We start from the raw sequence: 23,199 nt of genomic DNA, 5'->3' as shown, positions 1-23,199 counted from the left end.
GGCTGACTCCTGAAGAGTAGAAGAGGTGGGGGAGCGGCCAGTCTCCCACACGGGAGCGGCGCGCCCGGCCGCTACTCTGTCCCGGTGACCACCAAGAGCTCGTATGCAGAGGCCGGCGTCGACACGGAGGCCGGCGATCTCGCGGTCCAGCTGATGAAGGAGGCCGTGTCCCGCACGCACGGCCCCGAGGTCATCGGCGGATTCGGCGGCTTCGCGGGGCTGTTCGACGCGAGCGCCCTCACCCGCTTCCGCCACCCGCTCCTCGCCACCTCGACGGACGGCGTCGGCACCAAGGTCGCCATCGCGCAGGCCATCGACAAGCACGACACCATCGGCCAGGACCTCGTGGGCATGGTCGTCGACGACATCGTCGTGGTCGGCGCGCGTCCCCTCTTCATGACCGACTACATCGCCTGCGGCAAGGTCGTGCCCGCGCGCATCGCCGACATCGTCGCCGGCATCGCGCGCGCCTGCTCCGCCACCGGCACCGCGCTCGCCGGCGGCGAGACCGCCGAGCACCCGGGCCTCCTCGGCCCGGACGACTACGACGTGGCGGGTGCCGCGGTCGGCGCGGTCGAGGCCGACTCCGTGCTCGGATCCGACCGCGTCCGCGACGGCGACGTCGTGCTGGCCCTCGCCTCCAGCGGCCTGCACAGCAACGGCTTCTCGCTCGTGCGCCACATCCTCGCCACCGCCGGCATCGGCTTCGGCGACACCTCGGCCGAGCTCGGCGGCGTGGTCGGCGAGGTGCTGCTCGAGCCCACGCGCCTCTACACGACCCCGCTGCTCGACGTGCTCGCGCAGCCGGAGCTCGGCCCCGGCGTCCACTCCATCAGCCACGTCACCGGTGGCGGCATCGCGGCGAACCTCGCGCGCGTGCTGCCGCGCGGGTCGTTCAGCGAGCTCGAGCGCTCCACCTGGTCGCCGCCCGCGGTCTTCCGCGCGCTGGCCGGCATCGCGGGCTCCACGCTCGAGAGCGCGGAGGGCACCTGGAACCTCGGCATCGGCATGATCGCCGTGGTCGACGCCGCGGCCGCGGACGGCATCGCGCACGCGCTCACCGCCGCGGGCATCCCGACGTGGGAGGCCGGCCGCGTCACGATCGGCGACGCCCCGGCGGGCGCCGGCTTCGAGCAGGGCGCCAAGGGCGTCGACGGCGGGGCCGTGCGCCTCACCGGCCGCTACCGCGACTAGATCCGCGTCGCGCCCCGTGCGTCGGCTCTCGCGGGTCCGCCGCGGGACGACGCGGACGCGGACGCACATGAGCGGACCCGCCTCGCGAGGAGGCGGGTCCGACGCTCATCCGGCGGGGCCGGAGGCGGGATCAGGCGCGCTTCTGCTCGTCGCCCGGGACGTAGGCGTCCGGCTCGTCGGCGTACTCGTCCCACTTGGCGGCCTCGGCCGCGTACTGCTCGTCGACCGCCCCGTGGGTGGTCAGCTCGCGCTCCAGCTGCGTGTAGTCCACATTGGGACTGAACGACTTCAGCTCTCGCGCGATCTTGGTGTGCTTAGCTTTTTGACGGCCGCGCCCCATGCGAGACCCCCTCACGACTCAGGCCCCGACGGGCGGTGACAACGCTGGATGCAGCGGACAGGGATTGGAGAAAACCTAGGGGCTACCCTAACATGTGGCCCTCGTCGTCCCGGGCGTGTCCCCCTCGTCCGAGAGCGTGCACGGGCATCGTACGACCTCGTCCCGTGATCGGCCTCCGCCGGGGAGCGGGCGTTAGCCTGGTCGTCCCATGAGCTCCGAACCGGCAGAGACCCAGGTCGTGGTCATCGGCGCCGGACAGGCCGGCCTCTCGGTCGCGTACCACCTGCAGCGGCTCGGCCTCCGCATGGGGACCGACGCCGTCGTGCTCGACCGCGGGCCGACGACGGGCGGGGCCTGGCAGCACCGCTGGGCGGCGCTGCGCCTCGGATCCGCGCACCGCGTCGCCGACCTGCCCGGCATGTCCGAGCTCGGCATCTCGTTCGCCACGGCCGACCGGCGCCTCCCCGCGCGCGACGTCGTCCGCGACCACTACGGCCTGTACGAGCGGCACTTCGACCTGCGGGTCGCCCGCCCCGTGGAGGTGCGCGCCGTGCTGGACGCGGACGTGCCGCCGCCGGCCGCGTCGCGGCGCCGGGCCGCCCATCCGTCGGACTCCGCCCTCCCCCTCCTCGTGCGCGCCACCGACGGCGACCGGGTCTCCCGGCTGGTCGTCAACGCCACGGGGACATGGGGCGCGCCGTTCATCCCCTCGTACCCCGGGCTCGCGACCTTCCGCGGCCGGCAGCTCCACACATCCGGCTACCGCGCGGCGGCCGACCTGCGCGGGCTCCGCGTGCTCGTCGTGGGCGGTGGCACCTCCGCCATCGGCTTCCTCCTGGAGCTGGAGGGCGTGGCCGCGCGCACCCTGTGGTCGACCAGGCGCCCCGTCGACTTCCTCGAGGCGGGCGAGCTCGACGTCGAGGCCGCCGTGCGCGCGGTGGACCTGCAGGACCAGGCCGCGCGCGCGGGGGAGGCGCTGCCGAGCATCGTCAGCGGGACGGGCGTGCCGCGCACGCGGCGCATCGTCGCCGGGATCCGGCGCGGGGTGCTCGACAGCCGCGGTCCCCTCGCGCGCTTCGAGGAGGACGGGGTGGTCTGGGCGGACGGCGGGCGCGACCAGGTCGACGCCGTCATCTGGGCCACCGGCTTCCGGCCGGAGATCCGGCACCTCGCGCCGCTCGGCCTGCGCGAGAAGGAGGGCGGCGTGCGGGTCGAGTCGGGGGTGTCGGCGCGGGATCCGCGGGTGTTCCTCGCGGGCTACGGTCCGCAGGCCTCGACGATCGGCGCGAACCGCGCGGGACGCCGCGTCGCGCGGCAGGTCGTCGCGGCCCTGGGCTGAGGGCCGGCCGCGGGCTGCGTCGGACGACCAGCTCGGCGGGTGGGGGCGGGGGCCCGGCGCCGTTCGCGGGTACTCGCGACGCGGACCCCCGCGACACGGGCCTCTCGGGCCGACCCGGTCACCGCGATCCGACCGCCTGGCGCATGCGCGCAGGGGGTCGGGCCGGTCGGCACAACCTCTCGGGGGAAGAGTTCGTGCACTAACCACCCTAACCGCATGTCCTCCATTCGGAGGACACCCGCCGTCGTCGGGGAGTCGCGGCTACGGCGTCTCGCGGCCGCTCGTGTGCTTCACCGGCGTGACCGGCGGGCCGGGCCGGCGGATGGCGGGGCGCACGGGCTCGCCGCGGCGGTCCTGCCCGGGGACCGGACGCGACCGGCGGCCGTAGATGAGCTCGGACGAGTCGAGCAGCCACGGCACCAGCGCCAGCGTGACGCCGTGCACGAGGAGCAGCTTCTGGCGGATCCGGCGGGCCTTGTGGTTGTGCAGCAGCGTCTCCCACCAGTGGCCGACGATGTAGACGGGGGTGTAGACCGTGATGATCTCGCTGCCGTGCTCCGCCCGCCGGGACTTCAGGTACTTGATGAGCGGGAAGCTGATGTCGCGGTACGGCGAGGCGACGATGCGCAGCGGCATCTCGATCCCCATCTCGACCCACTGGCGCTCCAGGAGCCGGGTCGCCTCGTCGTCGACGGAGACGTGCACCGCCTCGATGCTGTCGTGGTTCGCCGCGATGGCGTAGTCGAGGGCCTTGAGGACCGGCTTCTGCATCCGGCCGACGAGGACGACCGCGTGGTCGCCCGTGGAGCCGAAGACGGTGACGGGATCGACCTCGATCTCCTTCTCCACGTCGCGGTAGTAGCGGTTCACGCCGAGCATGAGGAGGAAGAGCACCGGCATGATCGCGAACACCAGCCAGGCGCCGTGCGTGAACTTCGTGATGGTCACGACGATGAGGACGAGCGCGGTGAGCAGCGCGCCGAACGCGTTGATGGCGAGGCCGCGGATCACCTCCCCGCGGTTGGCGCAGCCCTCGCGGAGCATGCGGGTCCAGTGCACGACCATGCCGGTCTGCCCGAGGGTGAACGACACGAAGACGCCGATGATGTAGAGCTGGATGAGCTGCGTGAGGTTGGCCTGGTAGACGACGAGGATGAGCGTCGCGCCGAGCGCCAGGAGCAGCATGCCGTTGCTGTAGACGAGGCGGTCGCCGCGGGTGAGCAGCGACTTGGGCGCGTAGGCGTCCTTGGCGAGCACGGACCCGAGCAGGGGGAAGCCGTTGAACGCGGTGTTGGCCGCGAGCAGCAGCACCGCGGCGGTGGTCGCCTGCAGCAGGTAGAACATCACGCTGCCGTTCCCGAACGTGGCCCCCGCGACCTGCGCCATGAGGCTCTTCTGCGGCTCGGTGGCGCAGCCGGCCCAGCCGATGAGGTCGCACGGCTTCTCGCCGTAGTGCACCTGCGCGATGAGCGCGAGGGCCGTGAGGCCGACGAACAGCACGATGGCGGTGCCGCCCATGATCACGAGGGTCGCCTGCGCGTTCTTGACCTTGGGCGTGCGGAACGCGGGCACGCCGTTGGAGATGGCCTCGACGCCGGTGAGCGCGGAGCAGCCGCTCGAGAACGCGCGCAGCAGCAGGAGGATGAACGCGACCTGCGACAGGCTCGGGGTCTCGACCGTGTACGCGGCAGACTCCGCGACGGGCGGGTCGCCGAGCGCCGTGCGGACGAGGCCGACCACGATCATGAGGCCCACGCTGGCGATGAAGAGGTAGGTCGGCACGGCGAAGGCCTTGCTCGACTCGCGCACGCCGCGGAGGTTCACGGCCGCGAGGACCGCCACGAAGAAGACCGCGATCTCCACGCGGAAGGGGGCGATCTCCGGGATCGCGCTGATGATGTTGTCGACGCCCGAGGCCACCGACACCGCCACCGTGAGGATGTAGTCGACGAGGAGCGCGGACGCGACGACGAGGCCGGCCTTCTCGCCGAGGTTCTTGTGGGCGACCTCGTAGTCGCCGCCGCCGGACGGGTACGCCTTGATGAGCTGGCGGTAGCTGAGCACCACGACGACCAGCAGGATCACGACGCAGGCCGCGACCCACGGCGCGAAGCTCAGGAAGGCGAGGCCGCCGAGCGTGAGGATGAGGAGCAGCTCCTGCGGCGCGTAGGCGACCGAGCTGAGCGGGTCGCTCGCGAAGATGGGGAGCGCGAGGTGCTTGGGGAGCAGCTGGCCCTCGAGCTTGTCGCTGGCGAGCTTCTCGCCGATGAGCAGCCGCTTGGCGGGACTGCTCTCGGGAGCCTGGGGGTCCGGAGTCACGAGCGGCAACGATACCCCGCGACGCGCCCGGGCCGCGACGGCGCTGGGCGCGGCCCGTGACCCCGCTGGATCCCCGTCGCCCCGCGGACTACCGGACCGTCGCGACGGGGCCCGTGGGGAGCGTGCCCGCCGGGTCGTCCGGGGTGGCTCCGCGCCCCCGACCGCGGGGGCGGCGCGCGGGCACCGGCAGGTCGAACAGGGGGAGCGTGCGCTGGACGATGGGGCCGATCAGGAGGGCGAAGGCGAGCGTCCCGATGCCCACGTTCCCGCCGAGCGCCCAGCCGATCGCGAGCACGACCAGCTCGATGCCCACGCGCACGCGCCACACCGGCCAGCCCGTGCGGCGGTGGATCCCGGTCATGAGGCCGTCACGGGGACCGGGGCCGAAGTGCGCGCCGATGTAGAGGCCCGTCGCGAATCCCAGGAGCACGAGGCCGGCGGCGAAGAGCGGGACGCGGATCCAGAGGCTGTCGACCGCGGGGATGACGGCCAGCCCGACCTGCGCGCTGTAGCCGACGAAGAGCACGTTGAGCACGGTGCCCCAGCCGGGACGCTGGCGGATGGGGATCCAGAGCAGCAGCACGAGCGCGCCGATGATGTTGGTGACGACGCCGAACGGCAGGCCGCTCTGCAGGGCGACGCCCTGGGACAGGACGTCCCACGGCGAGACGCCGATGGCGGCCTGGAGCATCATGCCGATGGCGAAGCCGTAGAGGAAGATGCCGATGGCGAACTGGACTGAGCGACGGAGCATGTGGGAGATCCAATCGTGCCCGGGGGTTGCGGGACAAGAGGCCAATCGACAGGCTGTGGCCTCATGACCCTCGCTGGATCCGCTCCCTCCGCCGTGCTCGGCCCGACCGCCCTCACGGCGCTGCTGGGCGAGTGGGCGCGACCCGGGGCGCCGGCGTACCAGGCGCTCGCCGACGGGATCCGGCACCTCGTGCTCGACGGGCGCGTGCCCGTGGGGGCCCGGCTGCCCGCCGAGCGGGAGCTCGCGGCCGCGCTCGGCCTCAGCCGCACCACGGTCGCGGCGGCCTACGCGGCGCTGCGCGCGACCGGCCACCTCGCGAGCCGCCGCGGCTCGGGCAGCGTGACGCGGATCCCCCGGAGCCCGCTCCGCGCGGAGGGCGACGGCCGCGAGGTGGCGGACATGAGCCGCGCCGCCGTGCCCGCGGCGCCCGCGCTCGCCGACGCCGCGATGCGCGCCGCCGCCCGGCTGCCCGCGAACCTCGAGGGGCACGGCTACGACGTCGACGGCCTCCCGGAGCTGCGCGAGGCCGTCGCGGCCCGCTACCGCGCGCGCGGCCTGCCGACCGAGGCCGACGACGTCATGGTGACGGTCGGTGCGCAGCACGGGATCGGCCTCCTCGCCTCCGTCCTCGTGCACCGCGGCGACCGCGCGCTCGTCGAGCAGCCGAGCTACCCGCACGCGATCCAGGCGCTGCGCGACGCGGGCGCCCGGCTCGTCGGGGCGGGCGTCGGCGCCGGCGGCTGGGACGAGGACGTGCTCGAGCAGACGATCCGCCGCACGCGGCCCGCGGTCGCCTACCTCATGCCGGACTTCCACAACCCCACCGGCCGGACGATGCCCGAGGACCAGCGGGCGCGGATCGTGGCGCTCGCCGAGGCGCACGGCGTCACCGTGGTCGCGGACGAGACGACGGCCGAGCTCGACATCGACCGGCCGACCGCGCATCCGCCGCTCGCCGTGCACGGGTCCCCCGGCGCGGTCGTGCTCGTCGGGTCGGTGGGCAAGACGGTGTGGGGCGGGCTCCGCGTCGGCTGGATCCGGGCCGGCCGGCCGCTCCTGCGCGACCTGGCGCGCGCGCGATCGTCCCGCGACCTCGGCACGCCCGTGCTCGAGCAGCTCGTGGTGGCCGACGTCCTCGGTGGGATGGACGGGATCCTCGCCGAGCGCCGCGCGCGTCTGCGGGAGACACGCGACCACGTGGAGGCCGAGCTCGCGCGGCGGTTCCCCGGCTGGGAGGTCCCGCACGTCGACGGCGGGCTCGCGGTGTGGGTCGGGATCGGCGCGCCCGTGAGCACGGAGCTCGCGCTGGCCGCCCGGTCGCGCGGGCTGGCGATCACGGGCGGCGGCCGCTTCGGTCACGACGGCGCGTTCGAGCGGTTCCTCCGGATCCCCATCACGGCGCCGCCCGCCGCCACCGACCGCGCGCTCGACATCCTCGAGGACTCCTGGCGCGGGCTCGCGCCCTCGGCCGGCCGGCTCGACGGGGGCCGCGAGCACGACGTCGTGGACCGGTCGGTCCTGGTCTGACGGCCGCGCCCCGGCCCTGGGGACGTGGCCGACGACGAGCGGGCCGATCCCGGTACCGTGCCGGCGTCCGCGCGTCCCCCGAGGGCTGTCCGTCTCGACGTCCGCGTCGGCGAGCGACGTCCCCGCCGGGTCGCGAGCCGCACGAGCCTGGAGGAACGACATGCGCATCCGTCCGCGATCCACCACCGCATCTACCCCGGCGGCCTCGGCCGCCTCCCGCCCCCGATCCCTATCCCGACGCCGGGCCGCCGCCGGCGTCGCGCTGGCGCTCGCCGGCGGCCTCACCTCGTCGGCCGTCCTCGCCGCGCCCGTCGCGGCGTCGGCCGAGGAGGCGTCCGTCGTCGTCGCCCCGGCCTCCGCCGACCGGGTCGCCGCCGCCGCGCACTGGACGCCCGAGCGTCGCGCCGCCGCCCTCGCCGCCAGCCCCGCGGTCGCCGGGGGCTCCGTGTCGTCCGCCCCCGCGACCGCATACACGGAGTCCGCGTCCGACGCCGCCTCCGACTCCACGCCCGTGCCCCACCCGGACCAGCCGTTCGTCGGCGTCCTCTTCTACGTCGACGGCGGACGAGATCGCGCCTGCACCGCGAGCGTGGTGGCCACGCCCGACGGCGACGCCATCGCGACGGCCGCCCACTGCCTGGTCGACCGCCGGACGCACGCCGCCTCCGCGCTCGCGACCTTCGTGCCCGGCGCCCAGGGCGCCACGGCGCCGCACGGCATCTGGCCGGTGCGGATCGCCGCGGTGTCCTCCGCGTGGACGACCACCGGCCGTGCCGCGGACGACGCGGGCTTCGCGCGCGTGAGCGGCCCGGCAGGCGAGGTCCTCGGGGCCGAGGTCGGCGCCGCGAAGCCCGTGTTCGGATCCACGCTCGTGCCGGCGACCGGGCTAGCGCCGCGACTCGCGATCCTCGGCTACCCGAGCGCGGGATCCCCGACCGCGGCGCTCGAGGCCTGCGCGGGACGCCCGCAGCGCGACGCCGGCGGCCAGACCTCCCTGCCGTGCGCGCTGGGCACGGGCGCCGCCGGATCTCCGGTGGTCACGGCCGCGGGCGAGCAGCGCGCGGTCGTCGCGCGTCCCTCCGCGGGGCGCGGCGTGCTCCTCGCGACCTGGGGCGCCGGCGCCGAGCGGGCGCTGGCCTCGCTGCGCGGACGGTAGCGACCGCCTGGGCGGCGGCCCGGTGTCCGGCCAGCGCCGGCTTCGGACCGCTGCCTGGGGATCGCCCTTCGTGCACGAAGGAGTTGGGCGAGCGCGAGCATACTGAACCCGTGACCATCGACCTCCCTCCCATCAGCCGTTCCTACATCAGCCGCCCGTACCCGCTCGGCGCGACCGTCGTCGCGCGTGACGGAGGGCTGCCCAGCGGCCTCAACGTCGCCGTGTACTCCGAGACCGCCGAGGCGGTGGAGGTGTGCGTCTTCGACGACGACGGCACCGAGACCCGCACGCGCCTCTCCGAGCGCACCGGCCACGTGTTCCACGGCCTCGTCGAGGGCGCCGGCATCGGCACCCGCTACGGCCTCCGCGTCCACGGCGAGTGGGACCCGTCCCGCGGCCTCCGCCACAACCCGGCCAAGCTCCTGCTCGACCCCTACGCCATCGCGATCGAGGGCCACCCCACCTGGGGCGAGGACGTCTTCGCGCACACCTTCGACGACCCGGACGCGATCAACGAGGCCGACTCCGCCGCGTCCATGCCCCGCTCCGTCGTGGCCGACCGCCGCTTCGACTGGGAGGACGACGAGGCCCCGCGCACCCCGCTCGACGAGACCGTCGTCTACGAGGTGCACGTGAAGGGCTTCACGCAGCAGCTCGAGTCGGTGCCCGAGGAGATCCGCGGCACCTACAAGGGCCTCGCGCACCCGAGCGCCATCGAGTACCTCACCGACCTCGGCGTCACGAGCGTCGAGCTCCTGCCGGTGCACCACTTCATGCAGGACTCGCACCTCGAGGAGAAGGGCCTCCGCAACTACTGGGGCTACAACTCCATCGGCTTCCTCGCGCCCTACTCCGATTACAGCTCCGCGGGTGACGGCGGCCAGCAGGTCGCCGAGTTCAAGGAGATGGTGAAGGCGCTGCACGCCGCCGGCCTCGAGGTGATCCTCGACGTGGTCTACAACCACACCGCAGAGGGCAACCACATGGGTCCGTCGCTGTCGCTCAAGGGCATCGACAACGCCTCCTACTACCGGCTCGTGGAGGGCGACGAGGCGTCGTACTTCGACACCACCGGCACCGGCAACAGCCTCAACGTCGGCCACCCGGCCGCGCTCGCGCTGATCATGGACTCGCTCCGCTACTGGGTCGAGGAGATGCACGTCGACGGCTTCCGCTTCGACCTCGCCACCACGCTCACGCGCCAGGACGGCGACGCCGAGATCCACAGCGCGTTCCTGACCCTCATCCACCAGGACCCGGTGCTCGCGCCCGTGAAGATGATCGCGGAGCCCTGGGACACCGCCGGCTACCAGGTCGGCGGCTTCCCCGCGGACTGGTCGGAGTGGAACGGGAAGTTCCGCGACGACGTGCGCGACTTCTGGCACAGCGGGCAGAACGTGCTCGGCGCGCTCGCCCAGCGGATCACCGGCAGCCCGGACGTGTACGAGTCCGACCGCCGCTCGCCGCTGTGCAGCGTGAACTTCATCACGGCGCACGACGGCTTCACGCTCGCGGACCTCACGGCCTACGACGAGAAGCACAACGAGGCCAACGGCGAGGACAACAACGACGGCGAGAGCGACAACCGCTCCTCCAACGCCGGCGTCGAGGGCCCGACGGACGACCCCGAGGTCAACGCGATCCGCGACCGCCAGCGCCGCAACCTCCTCGGCACGCTGCTGCTGTCCTCGGGCGTCCCGATGCTGCTCGGCGGCGACGAGATCGCGCGCACGCAGGGTGGCAACAACAACGCGTACTGCCAGGACGACGAGATCTCGTGGTTCGACTGGGCGAACGCGGACCGCGAGCTGCAGGACTTCACGCGGAAGCTGATCCGCCTGCGTCGCGGCAACCGGGCGCTGCGTCCCATCTGGTTCCGCGGCGACGACGTCGAGGGCCAGGAGGAGGCCGTGCGCTTCATCCGGGCCGACGGCGCGACGCTGGAGCCCGAGGACTGGACGGACCCGAACGCGTTCAGCATCGGCGTGATCATGAAGGGCAAGGACAGCGACGCGTTCTTCGTCGCGTTCAACGCGGCCGAGGGTCCCGTCGAGTTCCAGCTGCCCGAGGGCCTCGGCGTCTCGTGGCACCTCGCCATCTCGTCGGACTCCGAGCAGAACACGGACGAGGACGCGACGAGCATCCTCGTGCGCGACCGCTCGTTCACCGTCCTGCGGGCCGCGCGCTCCTAGCCGCACCCGCGGGATCCATCGACGCGCCCTCGGGAGACCGGGGGCGCGTCGGCGCGTCCGGGGGCGGCGCCGGGCGGGCGTAGCGTGGGGAGGCCCCGTTTCCGCTCCCGGGGAGATCGGACCCCGTGTGACGTCATCGCCCGCCCCCCGGCCGCCGTCGACCCGCACGCTCGACCTCGAGGCCGCGGTGCGCGCGAGCGTCGGGCTCCTCGTGCCGCTCGTCGTGCTGCTCGCGATCGACCGGCTCGACCTCGCGCTGTACGCGTCGTTCGGGGCCTTCACCGGGCTCTACGGGCGGAACGAGCGGTACCGGCTGCGGCTCGCGAGCGTGGGAGCCGGGGCCGCGATGATGCTCGTCGCGATCACGACGGGCGTGCTGCTGTCGCTCGCCGACGCGCCGCTCGCGCTCGGTGCCGTGGGCCTCGCGATCGTGCTGGGCGGGGCGTCGCTCGTGTCCACCGCGATGAGCCTGGTGCCGCCGCATCCGCTCTTCCCCGTGTTCGGTCTGGTCGTGTGCGCGGCCGTGCCGGTGGACGGCGCGCAGGCGCGCGACGCGCTCGTGACGGCGGTCGCCGCGATCCTCTTCTCCGCCGGCGTCTGCATGTCCGGCTGGCTGCTCCGCCGCTGGGTGCCCGACGCGCACGCGCACCGGTTCCGCGCGCTGCCCCGGATCCCCGTGCGCGACGCCGCCGTGCACCGCGACCCGGCCGCGTGGACCGCGGTGGTGGCGAACGTCGTCGGCGCCCTCGTGGCGGGCGCGATCGCGGTGGCGCTCGGGCTCGGGCACCACTACTGGGCGGTCGTGACGCTCGTCGCCGTGCTGCCGGTCGTGCGCGGGCCGCTGTCGTTCACGCGCGTGGCGCACCGGGTGCTCGGGACGCTCGCCGGGTCGGTCGTGGCCGCGGGGATCCTCGCGCTGCACCTCCCGGCGCCCGCCGTCATCGCCGTCGCCGTCGCGTGCCAGTTCGCCGCCGAGCTCGCGGTCGGCCGGCACTACGGGGTGGCGCTCGTCTTCATCACGCCGCTCGCGCTCGTGATGGGCGGCCTGGGCCGGACGCTGCCGGTGCTCCCGCTCGTGGCCGACCGGGTGGTCGACACGGTCGTGGGTGCGGCGGTCGGCGTGGTCGTGATCCTCGTGCTGCGGGCGCTGGCGGCGCGGCGTCGGCGGGACGCGGGAGAGGCTGGCGAGACGAGCCCGGCCTAGCCGACGACCGTGGAGCTCCAGCCGTAGATGCGGCCGTTCGCGCCGAAGAGGTTCCAGCCGTCGGCGCACGTGACGCTCGCGGGGTCGATCTCCGGCGGCCACCAGGTGTCCTGGATGGTGGTCATCTGCAGGTCGGTGCAGCCGCCCGGGGCAGGAGCGGCCGTCGCGGTCTGGACGGCGACGATGGTGCCCGCCTTCGACTCCGACTTGATGCGGATGAGCGTGCCGTCCTCCGGGATCCACGTCGGCGCGGACGCGCCGAGCGCCGTCTGGGCCTCCGCGGTGGTGGCGTAGATCTCGGTCGTGGGCGTCTGGAACTGCGACTGGACCCCGCATCCGGACAGGAGCACCGCGCTCGCGATGGCGGCCAGGACGGTCAGGGTCGGTCGATGCATCCCCCTAGTGTGCCTCGTCAGCGACGGCGGCGGATGCGGATGGGCCCCTTGGCCGTGGAGGGATCGACGACCGAGCCCTTCTGGGTGATCTCCACCTCGCCCGCCTCGACGAGCCGCCGGGCCGCACGGCGGGCCGGCTCCATGAGGTCGCGCCAGTCCTCGGGCGACTCCGCGCGGGCGACCTCCGACGGGCAGATGGTGGCGCCGCCGGCGCGGTGCGCGAGGAGGTCGAGGATCCGTCGCTCGAGCCGCTCGTCGACGTCGGTCACCCCACGACGTCGGCACGCGTCGCTGCAGTAGCGCACCTCGTCCCAGTCGCGCTCCCACTTCCTCCGCCACTCGATGGTGCGGCCGCACGAGACGCAGGTCTTGGGCTCGGGGACGCGGTCCTTCGTGCTCGATGCCCGGTGCGCCATCCCTCCAGCATGCTCCGTGGAGAGGGGCGTCGGCTGGATGCGGTGACGCATTGCCGAAAACCCTTCGCGAGCGGGGATTTCCCGACCCCGGGTGCGATACTTCCCCCACGGGGCGGGTTCCCGGTGCGGGCGATCAGCGGCCCGCGCGACCGCCGCACCCGCGGCCCGCGTCCCACAAGGAGCACCCCCTGCATCTCCTCTCCGTCTTCAGCCTCCGCAACCGGGCCCTGATCGCGCTCATCACGATCGTCATCGGGGTGTTCGGCGGCATCGCGCTGACGACGCTCAAGCAGGAGCTCATCCCGTCGGTGACGTTCCCGCAGCTCGCGGTCGTCACGGCGTACCCGGGCGCCTCGCCCGCGGTCGTCGACTCGGACGTGTCAACGCCCATCGAGCGCGCGATCCAGGCGGTGCCGGGCCTGGAGTCCTCCACGGCGACCTCGCGCACCGACTCGTCCGTCATCTCCGCCTCCTTCACATACGGCACCGACCTCGCGACGGCCGAGCAGAAGATCGACCAGGCCATCAACCGGATCCGCACCACGCTCCCCGACGGCATCGACCCCGTGGTCATCGCGGGCAGCATCGACGACCTGCCGGTGATCCAGATCGCGGTGACCAGCGACCTCAGCCCGCAGGACCTCACGGCCGCGCTCGAGCGCTCGACCCTCGCCGACATCCGCAAGCTCGCGGGCGTGCGCGACGCGAGCCTGCTCGGCACGGTCGGGCAGCGCGTGGTCATCACGCCGGATCCCGCGGAGGTGCAGGCCGCGGGCCTCTCCAACCAGGCGATCCGCGACGCGCTCGACGCGAACGGGTCGCTCCTGCCCGCGGGATCGGTGACGGAGGACGGCACCACGCTGTCGGTCCAGTCGGGCACGCGCCTCGGATCCACCCAGGACCTCGCGTCGCTGCCGCTGCTCGGTGCCGCGGGCGGGCGGCAGCTCACGATCGGCGACGTCGCCACCGTGGAGCTCGGCCAGGACCCGACCACCGGCATCTCGCGCGTCGACGGCCAGCCGTCGCTCACCATCGCCGTGACGAAGACGCCCGCGGGCAACACCGTGGACGTCTCCCACCTCGTGACGGAGCTCCTGCCGCAGCTCTCGGACGACCTGGGCAGCAATACGAAGTTCACGGTCGTGTTCGACCAGGCGCCCTTCATCGAGCAGTCGATCTCGAGCCTGACCACCGAGGGCCTGCTCGGCCTCGTGTTCGCCGTGCTCGTGATCCTGGTGTTCCTGCTGTCGATCCGGTCGACCATCGTCACCGCGATCTCCATCCCGGCGTCCGTGCTCATCACCTTCATCGGGATGCTCGCCTCGGGCTACACGCTCAACATCATCACGCTCGGCGCGCTCACGATCGCGGTCGGGCGCGTGGTGGACGACTCGATCGTGGTGATCGAGAACATCAAGCGGCACCTCTCCTTCACGCCCGACCGGCTCGAGGCGATCCGCGCGGCCGTGCGCGAGGTCGCGGGCGCGGTCACGGCGTCCACCGCCACGACCGTCGCGGTGTTCCTGCCGATCGCGCTCGTGGGCGACATCACGGGCGAGCTGTTCCGGCCGTTCGCCCTCACGGTGACCATCGCGCTCGCCGCGTCCCTATTCGTCGCGCTGACGATCGTGCCGGTGCTCGCGTACTGGTTCCTGCGGCCCGAGGGGGAGTCGCGACGGGCGCTCCGGAAGGCAGCCGCCGCCGCGGCGGCCGAGACCGCGCGCACGGGCGCGCACGTCGCCGTCCGCGGATCGGTCGACGCCCGCGGGGGATCCGGCCGCCGGGCGCGCGGATCGCACGCCGCCGCCGGCGCCGCCCCCGCCGAGGGCGACCGCGAGGGCGGCGACGCGCCCACGCGCCTCCAGCGCGGCTACCTGCCGATCCTCGCGTGGACCCTCAAGCACTCGGCGGTCACGCTCGTGCTCGCGATCCTCGTGCTCGGCGGCACCGTGGCGCTCATCCCCAGCATGAAGACCAACTTCCTCGGCGACAGCGGGCAGAACACGCTGACCGTCTCGCAGGAGCTGCCGAGCGACACGAGCCTCGAGGCGCAGGACACCGCGGCGACGGAGGTGGAGCAGGCGCTCATCGGCGTCACGGGCGTCGAGACCGTGCAAACCTCGATCGGCGCGGACAGCACCTCGCTCACGTCCGCCTTCGGGGGCGGCGGCGGCATCACGTTCGCGCTGACGACCGACCCGGACGCCGACCAGGACGCCATCCGCGAGGGCGTGCGCTCCGCGGTCGACGGCCTCACCGACGTGGGCGACGTGTCGCTCGCGGCGGCGTCGGGCGGGTTCTCCTCGAGCGACATCGAGGTGCAGATCACCGCGAACGACGCCGACGACCTCAAGGCGTCGGCCGACGCGATCCTCGCGGCCGTGCAGGACATCCCGTCCATCGAGCAGGCCACGAGCAACCTCTCCGAGACGCAGCCGTACATCGCCGTGACCGTCGACCGAGCGAAGGCCGCGGCCGCCGGGCTCAGCGAGCAGGCCGTCGGCGGCATCGTCACCGCGAGCCGGCTGCCGGCCGCGGTCGGGCAGGTCGTGATCGACGAGAAGACGCTGTCCGTCTACATCCAGGACCCCGACGCCGCGCAGAGCCTGCAGGGGCTGCGCGACTTCCGGATCCCCACCGCGCGCGGCTCCGTGCCGCTCAGCGACCTCGCGACCGTCGAGGTGGCCGACGGCCCGGCGACCGTCACGACCACGGGCGGCTTCCGCAGCGCGACCGTGAGCGCGACGCCCGGCAGCGACGACGTGGGCTTCGCCTCGTCCGAGGTGTCGCAGGCCGTCGCGGACGTGCAGCTGCCGGCCGGCGCGCAGGCCTCGCTCGGCGGCGTCGCGTCGCAGCAGTCCGACGCGTTCGGGCAGCTGGGGCTCGCGGTGCTGGCGGCGATCCTGATCGTCTACATCATCATGGTCGCGACGTTCCGGAGCCTCATCCAGCCGCTCGTGCTGCTCGTCTCGGTGCCGTTCGCGGCGACCGGCGCGGTGCTGCTGCAGGTCGTGACGGGGATCCCGCTGGGCGTCGCGTCGATCATCGGCCTGCTCATGCTCGTGGGCATCGTGGTGACCAACGCGATCGTGCTCATCGACCTCGTGAACCAGTACCGGACGCGCGGGCTCGAGCTCCGCGAGGCGATCCTGCAGGGCGCCGGACGACGGCTCCGGCCCATCCTCATGACGGCGCTCGCGACGATCTTCGCGCTGCTGCCGCTCGCGATCGGGCTCACCGGGCACGGCGGGTTCATCTCGCAGCCGCTCGCGATCGTCGTGATCGGCGGCCTGCTGTCGTCCACCGTGCTGACCCTGCTGGTGCTGCCGTCGCTGTACTCGATCGTCGAGCGCGCGGGCCTGCGGATCCGGGCGCGCGGCGAACGGCGTCGGGCCGAGCGCGGGCTGCCCACGGGCGGATCCGCGACGACGACCGAGGCCGGCGTCGCCGGCTGATCCCGGTCCCGACCCCGCCCGGGGGCGCCGCGGGGCGCGCCCGGGCGGAGCGCCGCCCTGGTGCGCGGGGCCCTCGTCCGGTAGTGTTCTCCAGTCGGCTCTTGACACCGCTACCGGACCATCCATCCGGGCGGATCGGATTTGTCAGTCAGGTGGGCCGGTTTCCCCCTCTCGTTCCGCAGAGGGGTACGTCACGCGATGACACGGCCCCCGGTCGACGACTGCCCGGGTTGAGAGCAGCTCTGCGCACCCTGATCCTGTAGCGCGCTGCTTCGCACATGCGCATTGTCATGCATCCGAGCAGAACGAGGAATCCCTCATGCCCTACAACAACGACTCCCCGCGCGGCGCCAAGCGCGCCCCCGCGGGATCCCGCAGCCCGAACCACCGCGGCTACAACTCCGATCCCGCGCCCAAGAAGCAGCGCTGGAACGCCGACGAGCGCGCGCAGCGCTCCGGCCAGGACGACCGCCCCCAGCGCGGCGGCGCAGCCCGCCCCGCGCGCGGCGGCGACCGCCCCAACTGGGAGCCCCGCGCCGAGCGCCCCGCCGGTCGCGGCGAGCGTCCCGCGTACGGCGACCGCCCCAACCGCGCCGGCCAGCGCCCCGAGCGCGGCGACGCCCGCCCGCAGCGCGGCGAGCGCCCCTCCTACGGCGGCGGCAACGACCGCGGCCAGCGCAGCGAGCGTCCCTCCTACGGCGCCGAGCGCGGACAGCGCTCCGAGCGTCCGTCGTACGGGAACTCGCGTCCCGAGCGTGGCGGCGAGCGATCCGAGCGTCCCGCGTACAACGACCGCGCGCCGCGCAACGACCGCCCGTCGTACGGGAACGACCGGCCGCAGCGTTCGGAGCGTCCCGCGTACAACGAGCGGAACGAGCGCCCCTCGTACGGCAACCGCGCCCAGCGGTCCGAGCGTCCCGCGTACAACGACCGCGCGGCTCGCACGGAGCGTCCGTCGTACGGCGACCGCGCCGAGCGCCCCTCGTACAACGACCGTCCCGCTCGCACCGAGCGTCCGTCCTACGACGACTCCCGCCCGGCTCGCACCGAGCGCCCGTCGTACGGCGACCGCGCCGACCGTCCGTCGTACAACGATCGCCCGGCCCGCACCGAGCGTCCTTCGTACAACGACCGCCCGCAGCGGTCCGAGCGTCCGTCCTACGATGACCGCCCGCAGCGGTCCGAGCGTCCGTCCTACGATGACCGCCCGCAGCGGTCCGAGCGCCCGTCTTACGGTGACCGCCCCCACCGGAGCGAGCGCCCGTCCTACGACGATGCCCGCCCCAAGCGCGACAGCGACTTCTACCCGAGCAAGGAGGGCGCCCCGCGTCACGCTCCCGCCGAGGACGTCGTGCTCGAGCGCCTCGAGGCCCAGGCCACCACGGCCAAGGACGTCGACGGCGTGACCTTCGCGGCCCTCGGCCTCGGCCAGAACATCGTCCGGGTGCTCGAGGAGCTGGGCGCGGCGAGCCCGTTCCCGATCCAGGCCGCCACGATCCCCGACGTGCTCGCGGGTCGCGACGTGCTCGGCCGCGGCCGCACCGGATCCGGCAAGACCATCGCGTTCGGCGCGCCCCTCGTGGAGCGCCTGCTCGAGAACGACGGCGCGAAGAACCGCAAGATGGGCCGCAAGCCCCGCGCGCTGATCCTCGCCCCGACGCGCGAGCTCGCCATGCAGATCGACCGCACCGTGCAGCCCATCGCCCGCTCGGTGGGCCTGTTCACCACCACGATCTTCGGCGGCGTGCCGCAGTTCAAGCAGGTCGGTGCGCTGCAGCGCGGCGTCGACATCCTCATCGCGACCCCCGGCCGCCTCGAGGACCTCATCGACCAGGGCCGCCTCGACCTCTCGGAGATCGTCGTCACGGTCCTCGACGAGGCCGACCACATGTGCGACCTCGGCTTCCTCGAGCCCGTCCAGCGGATCCTCCGCCAGGTGAAGCCCGACGGCCAGCGCCTGCTCTTCTCGGCCACGCTCGACAAGGGCGTCGCGACGCTCGTCAACGAGTTCCTGCCGTCGCCCAGCGTCCACGAGGTCGCGGGCGAGGACCAGGCGTCGTCGACCATCGACCACCGCGTGCTCCTCATCGAGCAGCGCGACAAGGCCGCGATCATCGAGCAGCTCAGCTCGGGCGAGGGCAAGACGCTGATCTTCGCCCGCACCCGCGCGTTCGCCGAGCAGCTCGCCGACCAGCTCGAGGACGCCGGCATCCCGGCCACGTCGCTCCACGGCGACCTCAACCAGGCGCGCCGCACGCGCAACCTGCAGCTCCTCACGAGCGGCAAGGTCCGCGTGCTCGTGGCGACCGACGTGGCCGCCCGCGGCATCCACGTCGACGACATCGGGCTGGTCATCCAGGCCGACGCACCGGACGAGTACAAGAGCTACCTCCACCGCGCCGGCCGCACGGGCCGCGCGGGCAAGCAGGGCACCGTCGTGACGCTGATCACGAAGGCCCGCCGCCGTCGCATGGACGACCTCCTGGGTCGCGCCGAGATCACGGCGACGACGGTCATGGCCGCCGCCGGGGACCGCATCATCGCGGACCTCGCGCGCGCCTAGCGCCCACGCACGACCACGACGGCCGTCCCATCCCTCAGAGGGGTGGGGCGGCCGTCGTCGTGCGCGGGCCGGGCGGTCGGGCATCCTCGAGTCGTGCGCGATGGGGTACTGGCTCGCGACCTCCGCCGCCGAGGCCGCGGTCGCCCTCGCGTTCGGCGAGCTCGGGCTGCACCGGGTCGACGCCGGCACGCTCCTCGGCAACCGCGCGTCGCAGGCCGTGCTCGCGCGGGCGGGCTTCACGCGGTACGGGCTCGCGCCGCGCTACCTCCGCATCGCGGGGGAGTGGCAGGACCACGTGCTCTTCCAGCGGCTGGCGGACGACCCGCCCGCCTGATCCGGGATCAGCGCGACCCGCCGTACGCCGCCGGCACGAGGTCCATCCGCGCGTCGCCGCTCGCGATGAGCGCGAGGACCGCGTCGGCGACCGTCTCCGGGGTGTCGAAGGCCGCGCCCGCCGTCATCGCCTCCGCCTCGGCGCGGCCCGCGCGGATCGAGGCCATGAACTCCGTCTCCGTGGCGAAGGGGATCAGGGTCGAGACGACGACGCCCGTGCCCTCCAGCTCCGCGCGCGCGATCGCCGACAGGCGCTCCAGCGCGATCTTCGACGCGACGTAGCCGCCCGTGCCCGGCACGTCGGCGAAGGTGGTGCCCGAGCTGACGTTCACGATCGCGCCCGCGCCCTGGGCGCGCATCGCCGGCAGGACCGCCTGCATCGCGGCGAGGGGCGCGACGAGGTTCAGCTCGAGGACGGCGCGGAGGTCGTCGAGCGCCAGGTCCTCGATCGTCGACTGGAGGCCCTGGCCCGCGTTGTTCACGAGCACGTCGATGCGGCCGAAGGCGTCCAGGGCGGCCTGCGCGAGCGCGGCGACGTCGGCCGCGTCCGTGACGTCGCAGCGCACGGCGATCGCGCCGCCGCCGATCTCCATCGCCAGCGCGCGGATCCGCCCCTCCCGTCGAGCCGCGAGCACGACCCGCGCACCCGCCCGCGCCGCCGCCCGGGCGGTGGCCGCGCCGATGCCCGACGACGCTCCCGTGACGACGACGACCGCGTCCTGGATCTGCATGGCTCCTCCTCCTGCGGCCGCGACGCGGCCTGCGAGGAGTAACGCTGTTCCTGAGTAGCGGAATACCGCGACGGGCCTATCCTGGACGGGATGGACATGCCGACCGACGCCCCGCGGCCCCGCGTCGGCCGCCCCGTCGACCGCTCGGGGGACGCCGCGATCCTCGCCGCCGCCCTCGACCTCGTCGCCGAGCGGGACTACGACGGCATGGCACTCGACGAGGTCGCCGCCCGCACCGGACGCGCGAAGACCACGATCTACCGGCGCTGGGCGACGAAGGAGGACCTGGTGCTCGCCGCCGTCCGCAGCGTCGGCCGCCCGCCGGAGGCCGAGGCCCTGCCCGACACCGGATCCCTGCGCGACGACCTCCTGGCCGTCGTCGACTCGGGCTGGCTCGGCGGGCCCGACCGCCGCGCCGCCGTGTTCGCCGGCCTCGCGCCCGCGATGCGCGGCTCCGAGCGACTGGCGCGGGCGATCCGCTCCGAGGTCACGGACCCCTACGTCGACGTCTACGGCCGGCTCCTGCGCCGCGCCGTCGAGCGTGGCGAGGCGCCCGCGCGCTCGGACGCCGCCCTCGCCGTGCTCGCCGAGGTCGTCCCGGCGATGAGCACGCAGCGCCTCGCGGCCGGCCGCGGGCCGGTGTCGCGCGCGTTCTTCGTCACCGTGATCGACGAGGTGCTGCTGCCGGCGCTCGGCGTCGCGGGCGCCGCCGGATAGCCTCGACCGCATGCAGATCCGCCCCGCCACGGACGCCGACTGGCCCCTGATCCACCCCTTCTATCGCGCGATCGTCGATGCCGGCCGCACCTACGCGCTCCCGGCTGGGCAGTCGCTCGAGGAGGCGCGGCCGAACTGGATGGCGGAGGCGCCGGCCCGCACCTTCGTGGCCGTGGATGACGACGGCACCGTGCTCGGATCCGCCAAGGCCGGCCCGAACCGCCCGGGTCGCGGCGCGCACGTCGCCACGGGCTCCTTCCTCGTGGATCCCGCGCACGGCGGTCGCGGCGTCGGCCGGGCGCTCGGCGAGTTCGTGTTGGCGTGGGCGCGCGCGGAGGGCTACCGGGCGATCCAGTTCAACGCCGTCGTCGAGACCAACCACGCGGCCGTGCATCTGTGGCGGTCGCTGGGGTTCCGGATCATCGGCACCGTCCCCGAGGCCTTCGACCACGCGGAGGACGGGCTCGTCGGCCTGCAAGTGATGCACCTGCCGCTCGACTGAGCGGGTCGCGACCCTGCCCCCGATAAGGCATGTGCCTATGTCAGAACATGCGCTACGTTGGACGGACAGCAGCACCCGCCCACCGCCCTCCATCGCCGGAGAGGAAGCAGCGCCGCCATGAGCCCTGCCATGAACGCAGTCCCCGCCTCGACCCCGATCCACGACGTGATCACCATCGGCCGCGTCGGCGTCGACCTCTACCCGCTCCAGGACGGCGTGGGCCTCGAGGACGTCGAGACCTTCGGCAAGTACCTCGGCGGGAGCGCGGCCAACGTCGCGGTCGCGGCCGCCCGCCACGGCAGATCCGCCGCCCTCGTCTCGCGCGTCGGCGACGACCCGTTCGGCCGGTACGTCACGCGGGAGCTCGAGCGGCTCGGCGTCTCCGCGGAGTTCGTGACGCCGGTCGACGACCTGCCGACGCCCGTCACCTTCTGCGAGATCTTCCCGCCCGACGACTTCCCCCTCTACTTCTACCGCCGCCCGAAGGCGCCCGACCTCTGCATCGAGGCCGACGCGCTCGACACGACGGCGATCCAGGACGCGCGCGTCCACTGGTCGACCGTCACGGGTCTCAGCGAGGACCCGAGCCGCACCGCCCACCACGCCGCGTGGGCCGCCCGCGCGCGCCGCCCGCTGACCGTGCTCGACCTCGACTACCGGCCGATGTTCTGGTCGTCGCCCGCGGACGCGACCCGCGAGGTCGGCCGCGCGCTCGAGCACGTGACCGTCGCGGTCGGCAACCGCGAGGAGTGCGAGATCGCGGTGGGGGAGACGGATCCGCTGCGGGCCGCCGACGCCCTGCTCGACCGCGGCGTCGAGCTCGCGATCGTCAAGCAGGGCCCGAAGGGCGTGCTCGCGAAGACGCGCGACGAGACCGTGGAGGTGCCGCCGTATCCGGTCGAGGTCGTCAACGGGCTCGGCGCGGGCGACGGCTTCGGCGGCGCGCTCGTGCACGGGCTGCTCGCCGGGTGGGACCTCGAGCGGATCCTGCGCTTCGCCAACGTCGCGGGCGCCATCGTCGCGTCCCGCCGCGAGTGCTCGACCGCCATGCCGACGACCGCCGAGGTCGAGGCCGTGCTGGAGGGGATCCGATGACCGCCGTCGACGAGACGTCGCCCGCCGAGCTCGTCCGCGCGGGCGACCTGCCCGGTGCGTTCCAGGCCCTTCGCGACCTGCGCGCCACGGATCCCGCCGCCGTCGCCCGCGCGCTCGCCCGCCGGGTCCGCCGCCCGCTGATCCGCGACGACGGCCGCCTCCTCATCGTCGCCGCCGACCACCCCGCCCGCGGCGCGCTCGGCGTCGGCGACGACCCGATGGCCCTCGCCGACCGCTACGAGCTGCTCGCCGGACTCGCGACCGCCCTCACGCGCGACGGGGTCGACGGCGTGCTCGGCACCCCGGACATCGTCGACGACCTCGCGCTCCTCGGCCTCCTCGACCACAAGGTGGTCGTCGGATCCATGAACCGCGGCGGCCTCCGCGGCGCCGCCTTCGAGATGGACGACCGCTTCACCGCCTACGACGTCCCGGGGATCGTGCGCGACGGCCTCGACTTCGCGAAGACGCTCGTGCGGATCGCCCTCGGCGACGCCGGCACGGCCGCCACCCTCGAGGCCAACGCCCGCGCGGTCGACGACGCGGTGCGGGCGGGCCTCCCGATCATGCTCGAGCCGTTCATGAGCGCGTGGCAAGACGGCCGGATCGTCAACGACCTCACGCCCGACGCCGTCATCACGTCCATCGCCATCGCCTCCGGCCTCGGCTCCTCCTCCGCGCGCACGTGGATGAAGCTGCCCGTCGTCGACGACATGGCCCGCGTCATGGCCGCGACCACCCTGCCCACGCTGCTGCTCGGCGGGGATCCGCAGGGCGCGAGCGAGGACACCTGGGCCGGCTGGGAGCATGCGCTCGGCCTCCCCGGCGTCCGCGGCCTGGTCGTCGGCCGCACGCTGATCCACCCCGCCGACGGCGACGTCGCGCGCGCGGTCGACCAGGCCGTCGACCTCGTGCACGGCCGCGCCCGCCCCTGACCCCGAAGACCGACCCGTCCACCACCCGCCAC

General features: G+C 74.0%; 19 protein-coding genes. 13 read left to right on the top strand and 6 right to left on the bottom strand.

The genetic code is table 11. The annotated features are described in order from the left end of the window. The first annotated feature begins 84 nt into the window (after positions 1 to 84). On the top strand, positions 85 to 1,194 hold the full coding sequence (gene purM / locus FGI33_RS09625) for a phosphoribosylformylglycinamidine cyclo-ligase (RefSeq protein WP_237581768.1): 1,110 nt from the start codon (positions 85 to 87) through the stop codon (positions 1,192 to 1,194). Between the two features lie 130 nt (positions 1,195 to 1,324). Here purM and FGI33_RS09620 read toward each other — a convergent pair whose 3' ends face one another. Continuing rightward, positions 1,325 to 1,534: a DUF3073 domain-containing protein gene (locus FGI33_RS09620; RefSeq protein WP_012037444.1), complete on the bottom strand. Its 210-nt coding sequence runs from the start codon at positions 1,532 to 1,534 to the stop codon at positions 1,325 to 1,327. Positions 1,535 to 1,742: 208 nt separating this feature from the next. Between FGI33_RS09620 and FGI33_RS09615 the strand changes: the two genes are divergently transcribed. Next, positions 1,743 to 2,873 (top strand): FAD-dependent oxidoreductase, encoded by a 1,131-nt coding sequence (locus FGI33_RS09615; protein WP_119435593.1) that lies wholly within the window; start codon positions 1,743 to 1,745, stop codon positions 2,871 to 2,873. 261 nt (positions 2,874 to 3,134) lie between these two features. On the opposite strand, the gene FGI33_RS09610 is transcribed toward FGI33_RS09615, so the two are convergent. Next, positions 3,135 to 5,192, bottom strand: coding sequence for an APC family permease (locus FGI33_RS09610; protein ID WP_119435308.1), 2,058 nt, complete (start codon positions 5,190 to 5,192; stop codon positions 3,135 to 3,137). Positions 5,193 to 5,280: 88 nt separating this feature from the next. After that, the gene (gene yczE, locus FGI33_RS09605) at positions 5,281 to 5,946 is read right to left on the bottom strand and encodes a membrane protein YczE (protein ID WP_119435307.1); all 666 of its coding nucleotides are present in this window, start codon (positions 5,944 to 5,946) and stop codon (positions 5,281 to 5,283) included. A gap of 63 nt (positions 5,947 to 6,009) precedes the next feature. Here yczE and yczR point away from each other — a divergent pair, with 63 nt between their 5' ends. The 4 genes from yczR to FGI33_RS09585 all read left to right on the top strand — a co-directional run bounded on the left by yczR (position 6,010) and on the right by FGI33_RS09585 (position 12,025). Beyond that, positions 6,010 to 7,473: a MocR-like transcription factor YczR gene (gene yczR / locus FGI33_RS09600; RefSeq protein ID WP_237581766.1), complete on the top strand. Its 1,464-nt coding sequence runs from the start codon at positions 6,010 to 6,012 to the stop codon at positions 7,471 to 7,473. A gap of 160 nt (positions 7,474 to 7,633) precedes the next feature. Further along, complete coding sequence (locus tag FGI33_RS09595) at positions 7,634 to 8,629, top strand: trypsin-like serine peptidase (RefSeq protein ID WP_237581764.1); 996 nt, start codon at positions 7,634 to 7,636, stop codon at positions 8,627 to 8,629. A gap of 110 nt (positions 8,630 to 8,739) precedes the next feature. Further along, complete coding sequence (glgX, locus tag FGI33_RS09590) at positions 8,740 to 10,821, top strand: glycogen debranching protein GlgX (RefSeq protein ID WP_119435383.1); 2,082 nt, start codon at positions 8,740 to 8,742, stop codon at positions 10,819 to 10,821. A 127-nt stretch (positions 10,822 to 10,948) separates the two neighbouring features. After that, positions 10,949 to 12,025, top strand: coding sequence for an FUSC family protein (locus FGI33_RS09585; RefSeq protein ID WP_237581762.1), 1,077 nt, complete (start codon positions 10,949 to 10,951; stop codon positions 12,023 to 12,025). Here FGI33_RS09585 and FGI33_RS09580 read toward each other — a convergent pair. Further along, positions 12,022 to 12,420 (bottom strand): hypothetical protein, encoded by a 399-nt coding sequence (locus FGI33_RS09580; RefSeq protein ID WP_119435444.1) that lies wholly within the window; start codon positions 12,418 to 12,420, stop codon positions 12,022 to 12,024. The genes FGI33_RS09585 and FGI33_RS09580 overlap by 4 nt on opposite strands. Before the next feature lie 17 nt (positions 12,421 to 12,437). Next, a complete protein-coding gene (locus FGI33_RS09575) occupies positions 12,438 to 12,836 on the bottom strand; it encodes a DUF2256 and DUF3253 domain-containing protein (RefSeq protein ID WP_119435443.1) in 399 nt (132 codons plus the stop codon). Between the two features lie 188 nt (positions 12,837 to 13,024). On the opposite strand from FGI33_RS09575, the gene FGI33_RS09570 reads away from it, so the two are divergent. The 3 genes from FGI33_RS09570 to FGI33_RS09560 all read left to right on the top strand — a co-directional run bounded on the left by FGI33_RS09570 (position 13,025) and on the right by FGI33_RS09560 (position 19,188). Beyond that, a complete protein-coding gene (locus FGI33_RS09570; RefSeq protein WP_237582470.1) occupies positions 13,025 to 16,291 on the top strand; it encodes an efflux RND transporter permease subunit in 3,267 nt (1,088 codons plus the stop codon). Between the two features lie 319 nt (positions 16,292 to 16,610). Then, the gene (locus tag FGI33_RS09565; protein WP_237581760.1) at positions 16,611 to 18,854 is read left to right on the top strand and encodes a DEAD/DEAH box helicase; all 2,244 of its coding nucleotides are present in this window, start codon (positions 16,611 to 16,613) and stop codon (positions 18,852 to 18,854) included. 100 nt (positions 18,855 to 18,954) lie between these two features. Continuing rightward, positions 18,955 to 19,188, top strand: a complete 234-nt coding sequence (locus FGI33_RS09560) for a GNAT family N-acetyltransferase (protein WP_391510306.1) — start codon at positions 18,955 to 18,957, stop codon at positions 19,186 to 19,188. A 7-nt stretch (positions 19,189 to 19,195) separates the two neighbouring features. On the opposite strand, the gene FGI33_RS09555 is transcribed toward FGI33_RS09560, so the two are convergent. Further along, entirely contained in the window at positions 19,196 to 19,918 is a 723-nt protein-coding gene (locus FGI33_RS09555) for an SDR family oxidoreductase (RefSeq protein WP_119435686.1), read from the bottom strand. 96 nt (positions 19,919 to 20,014) lie between these two features. Here FGI33_RS09555 and FGI33_RS09550 point away from each other — a divergent pair, with 96 nt between their 5' ends. From FGI33_RS09550 to FGI33_RS09535, 4 genes are all read left to right on the top strand, one after another. Beyond that, positions 20,015 to 20,635, top strand: a complete 621-nt coding sequence (locus tag FGI33_RS09550; RefSeq protein ID WP_237581758.1) for a TetR/AcrR family transcriptional regulator — start codon at positions 20,015 to 20,017, stop codon at positions 20,633 to 20,635. Between the two features lie 10 nt (positions 20,636 to 20,645). Beyond that, positions 20,646 to 21,137: a GNAT family N-acetyltransferase gene (locus FGI33_RS09545; RefSeq protein WP_119435578.1), complete on the top strand. Its 492-nt coding sequence runs from the start codon at positions 20,646 to 20,648 to the stop codon at positions 21,135 to 21,137. Positions 21,138 to 21,254: 117 nt separating this feature from the next. Then, a complete protein-coding gene (iolC, locus tag FGI33_RS09540) occupies positions 21,255 to 22,232 on the top strand; it encodes a 5-dehydro-2-deoxygluconokinase (RefSeq protein WP_119435579.1) in 978 nt (325 codons plus the stop codon). After that, positions 22,229 to 23,167, top strand: coding sequence for a class I fructose-bisphosphate aldolase (locus tag FGI33_RS09535; protein WP_237581756.1), 939 nt, complete (start codon positions 22,229 to 22,231; stop codon positions 23,165 to 23,167). The genes iolC and FGI33_RS09535 overlap by 4 nt, the downstream gene beginning before the upstream one ends. The last annotated feature ends 32 nt before the right edge of the window (positions 23,168 to 23,199 follow it).

The organism is Clavibacter phaseoli, from assembly GCF_021922925.1.
Classification (GTDB): domain Bacteria; phylum Actinomycetota; class Actinomycetes; order Actinomycetales; family Microbacteriaceae; genus Clavibacter; species Clavibacter phaseoli.
This window is presented reverse-complemented; position numbering and strand designations above follow the sequence as displayed.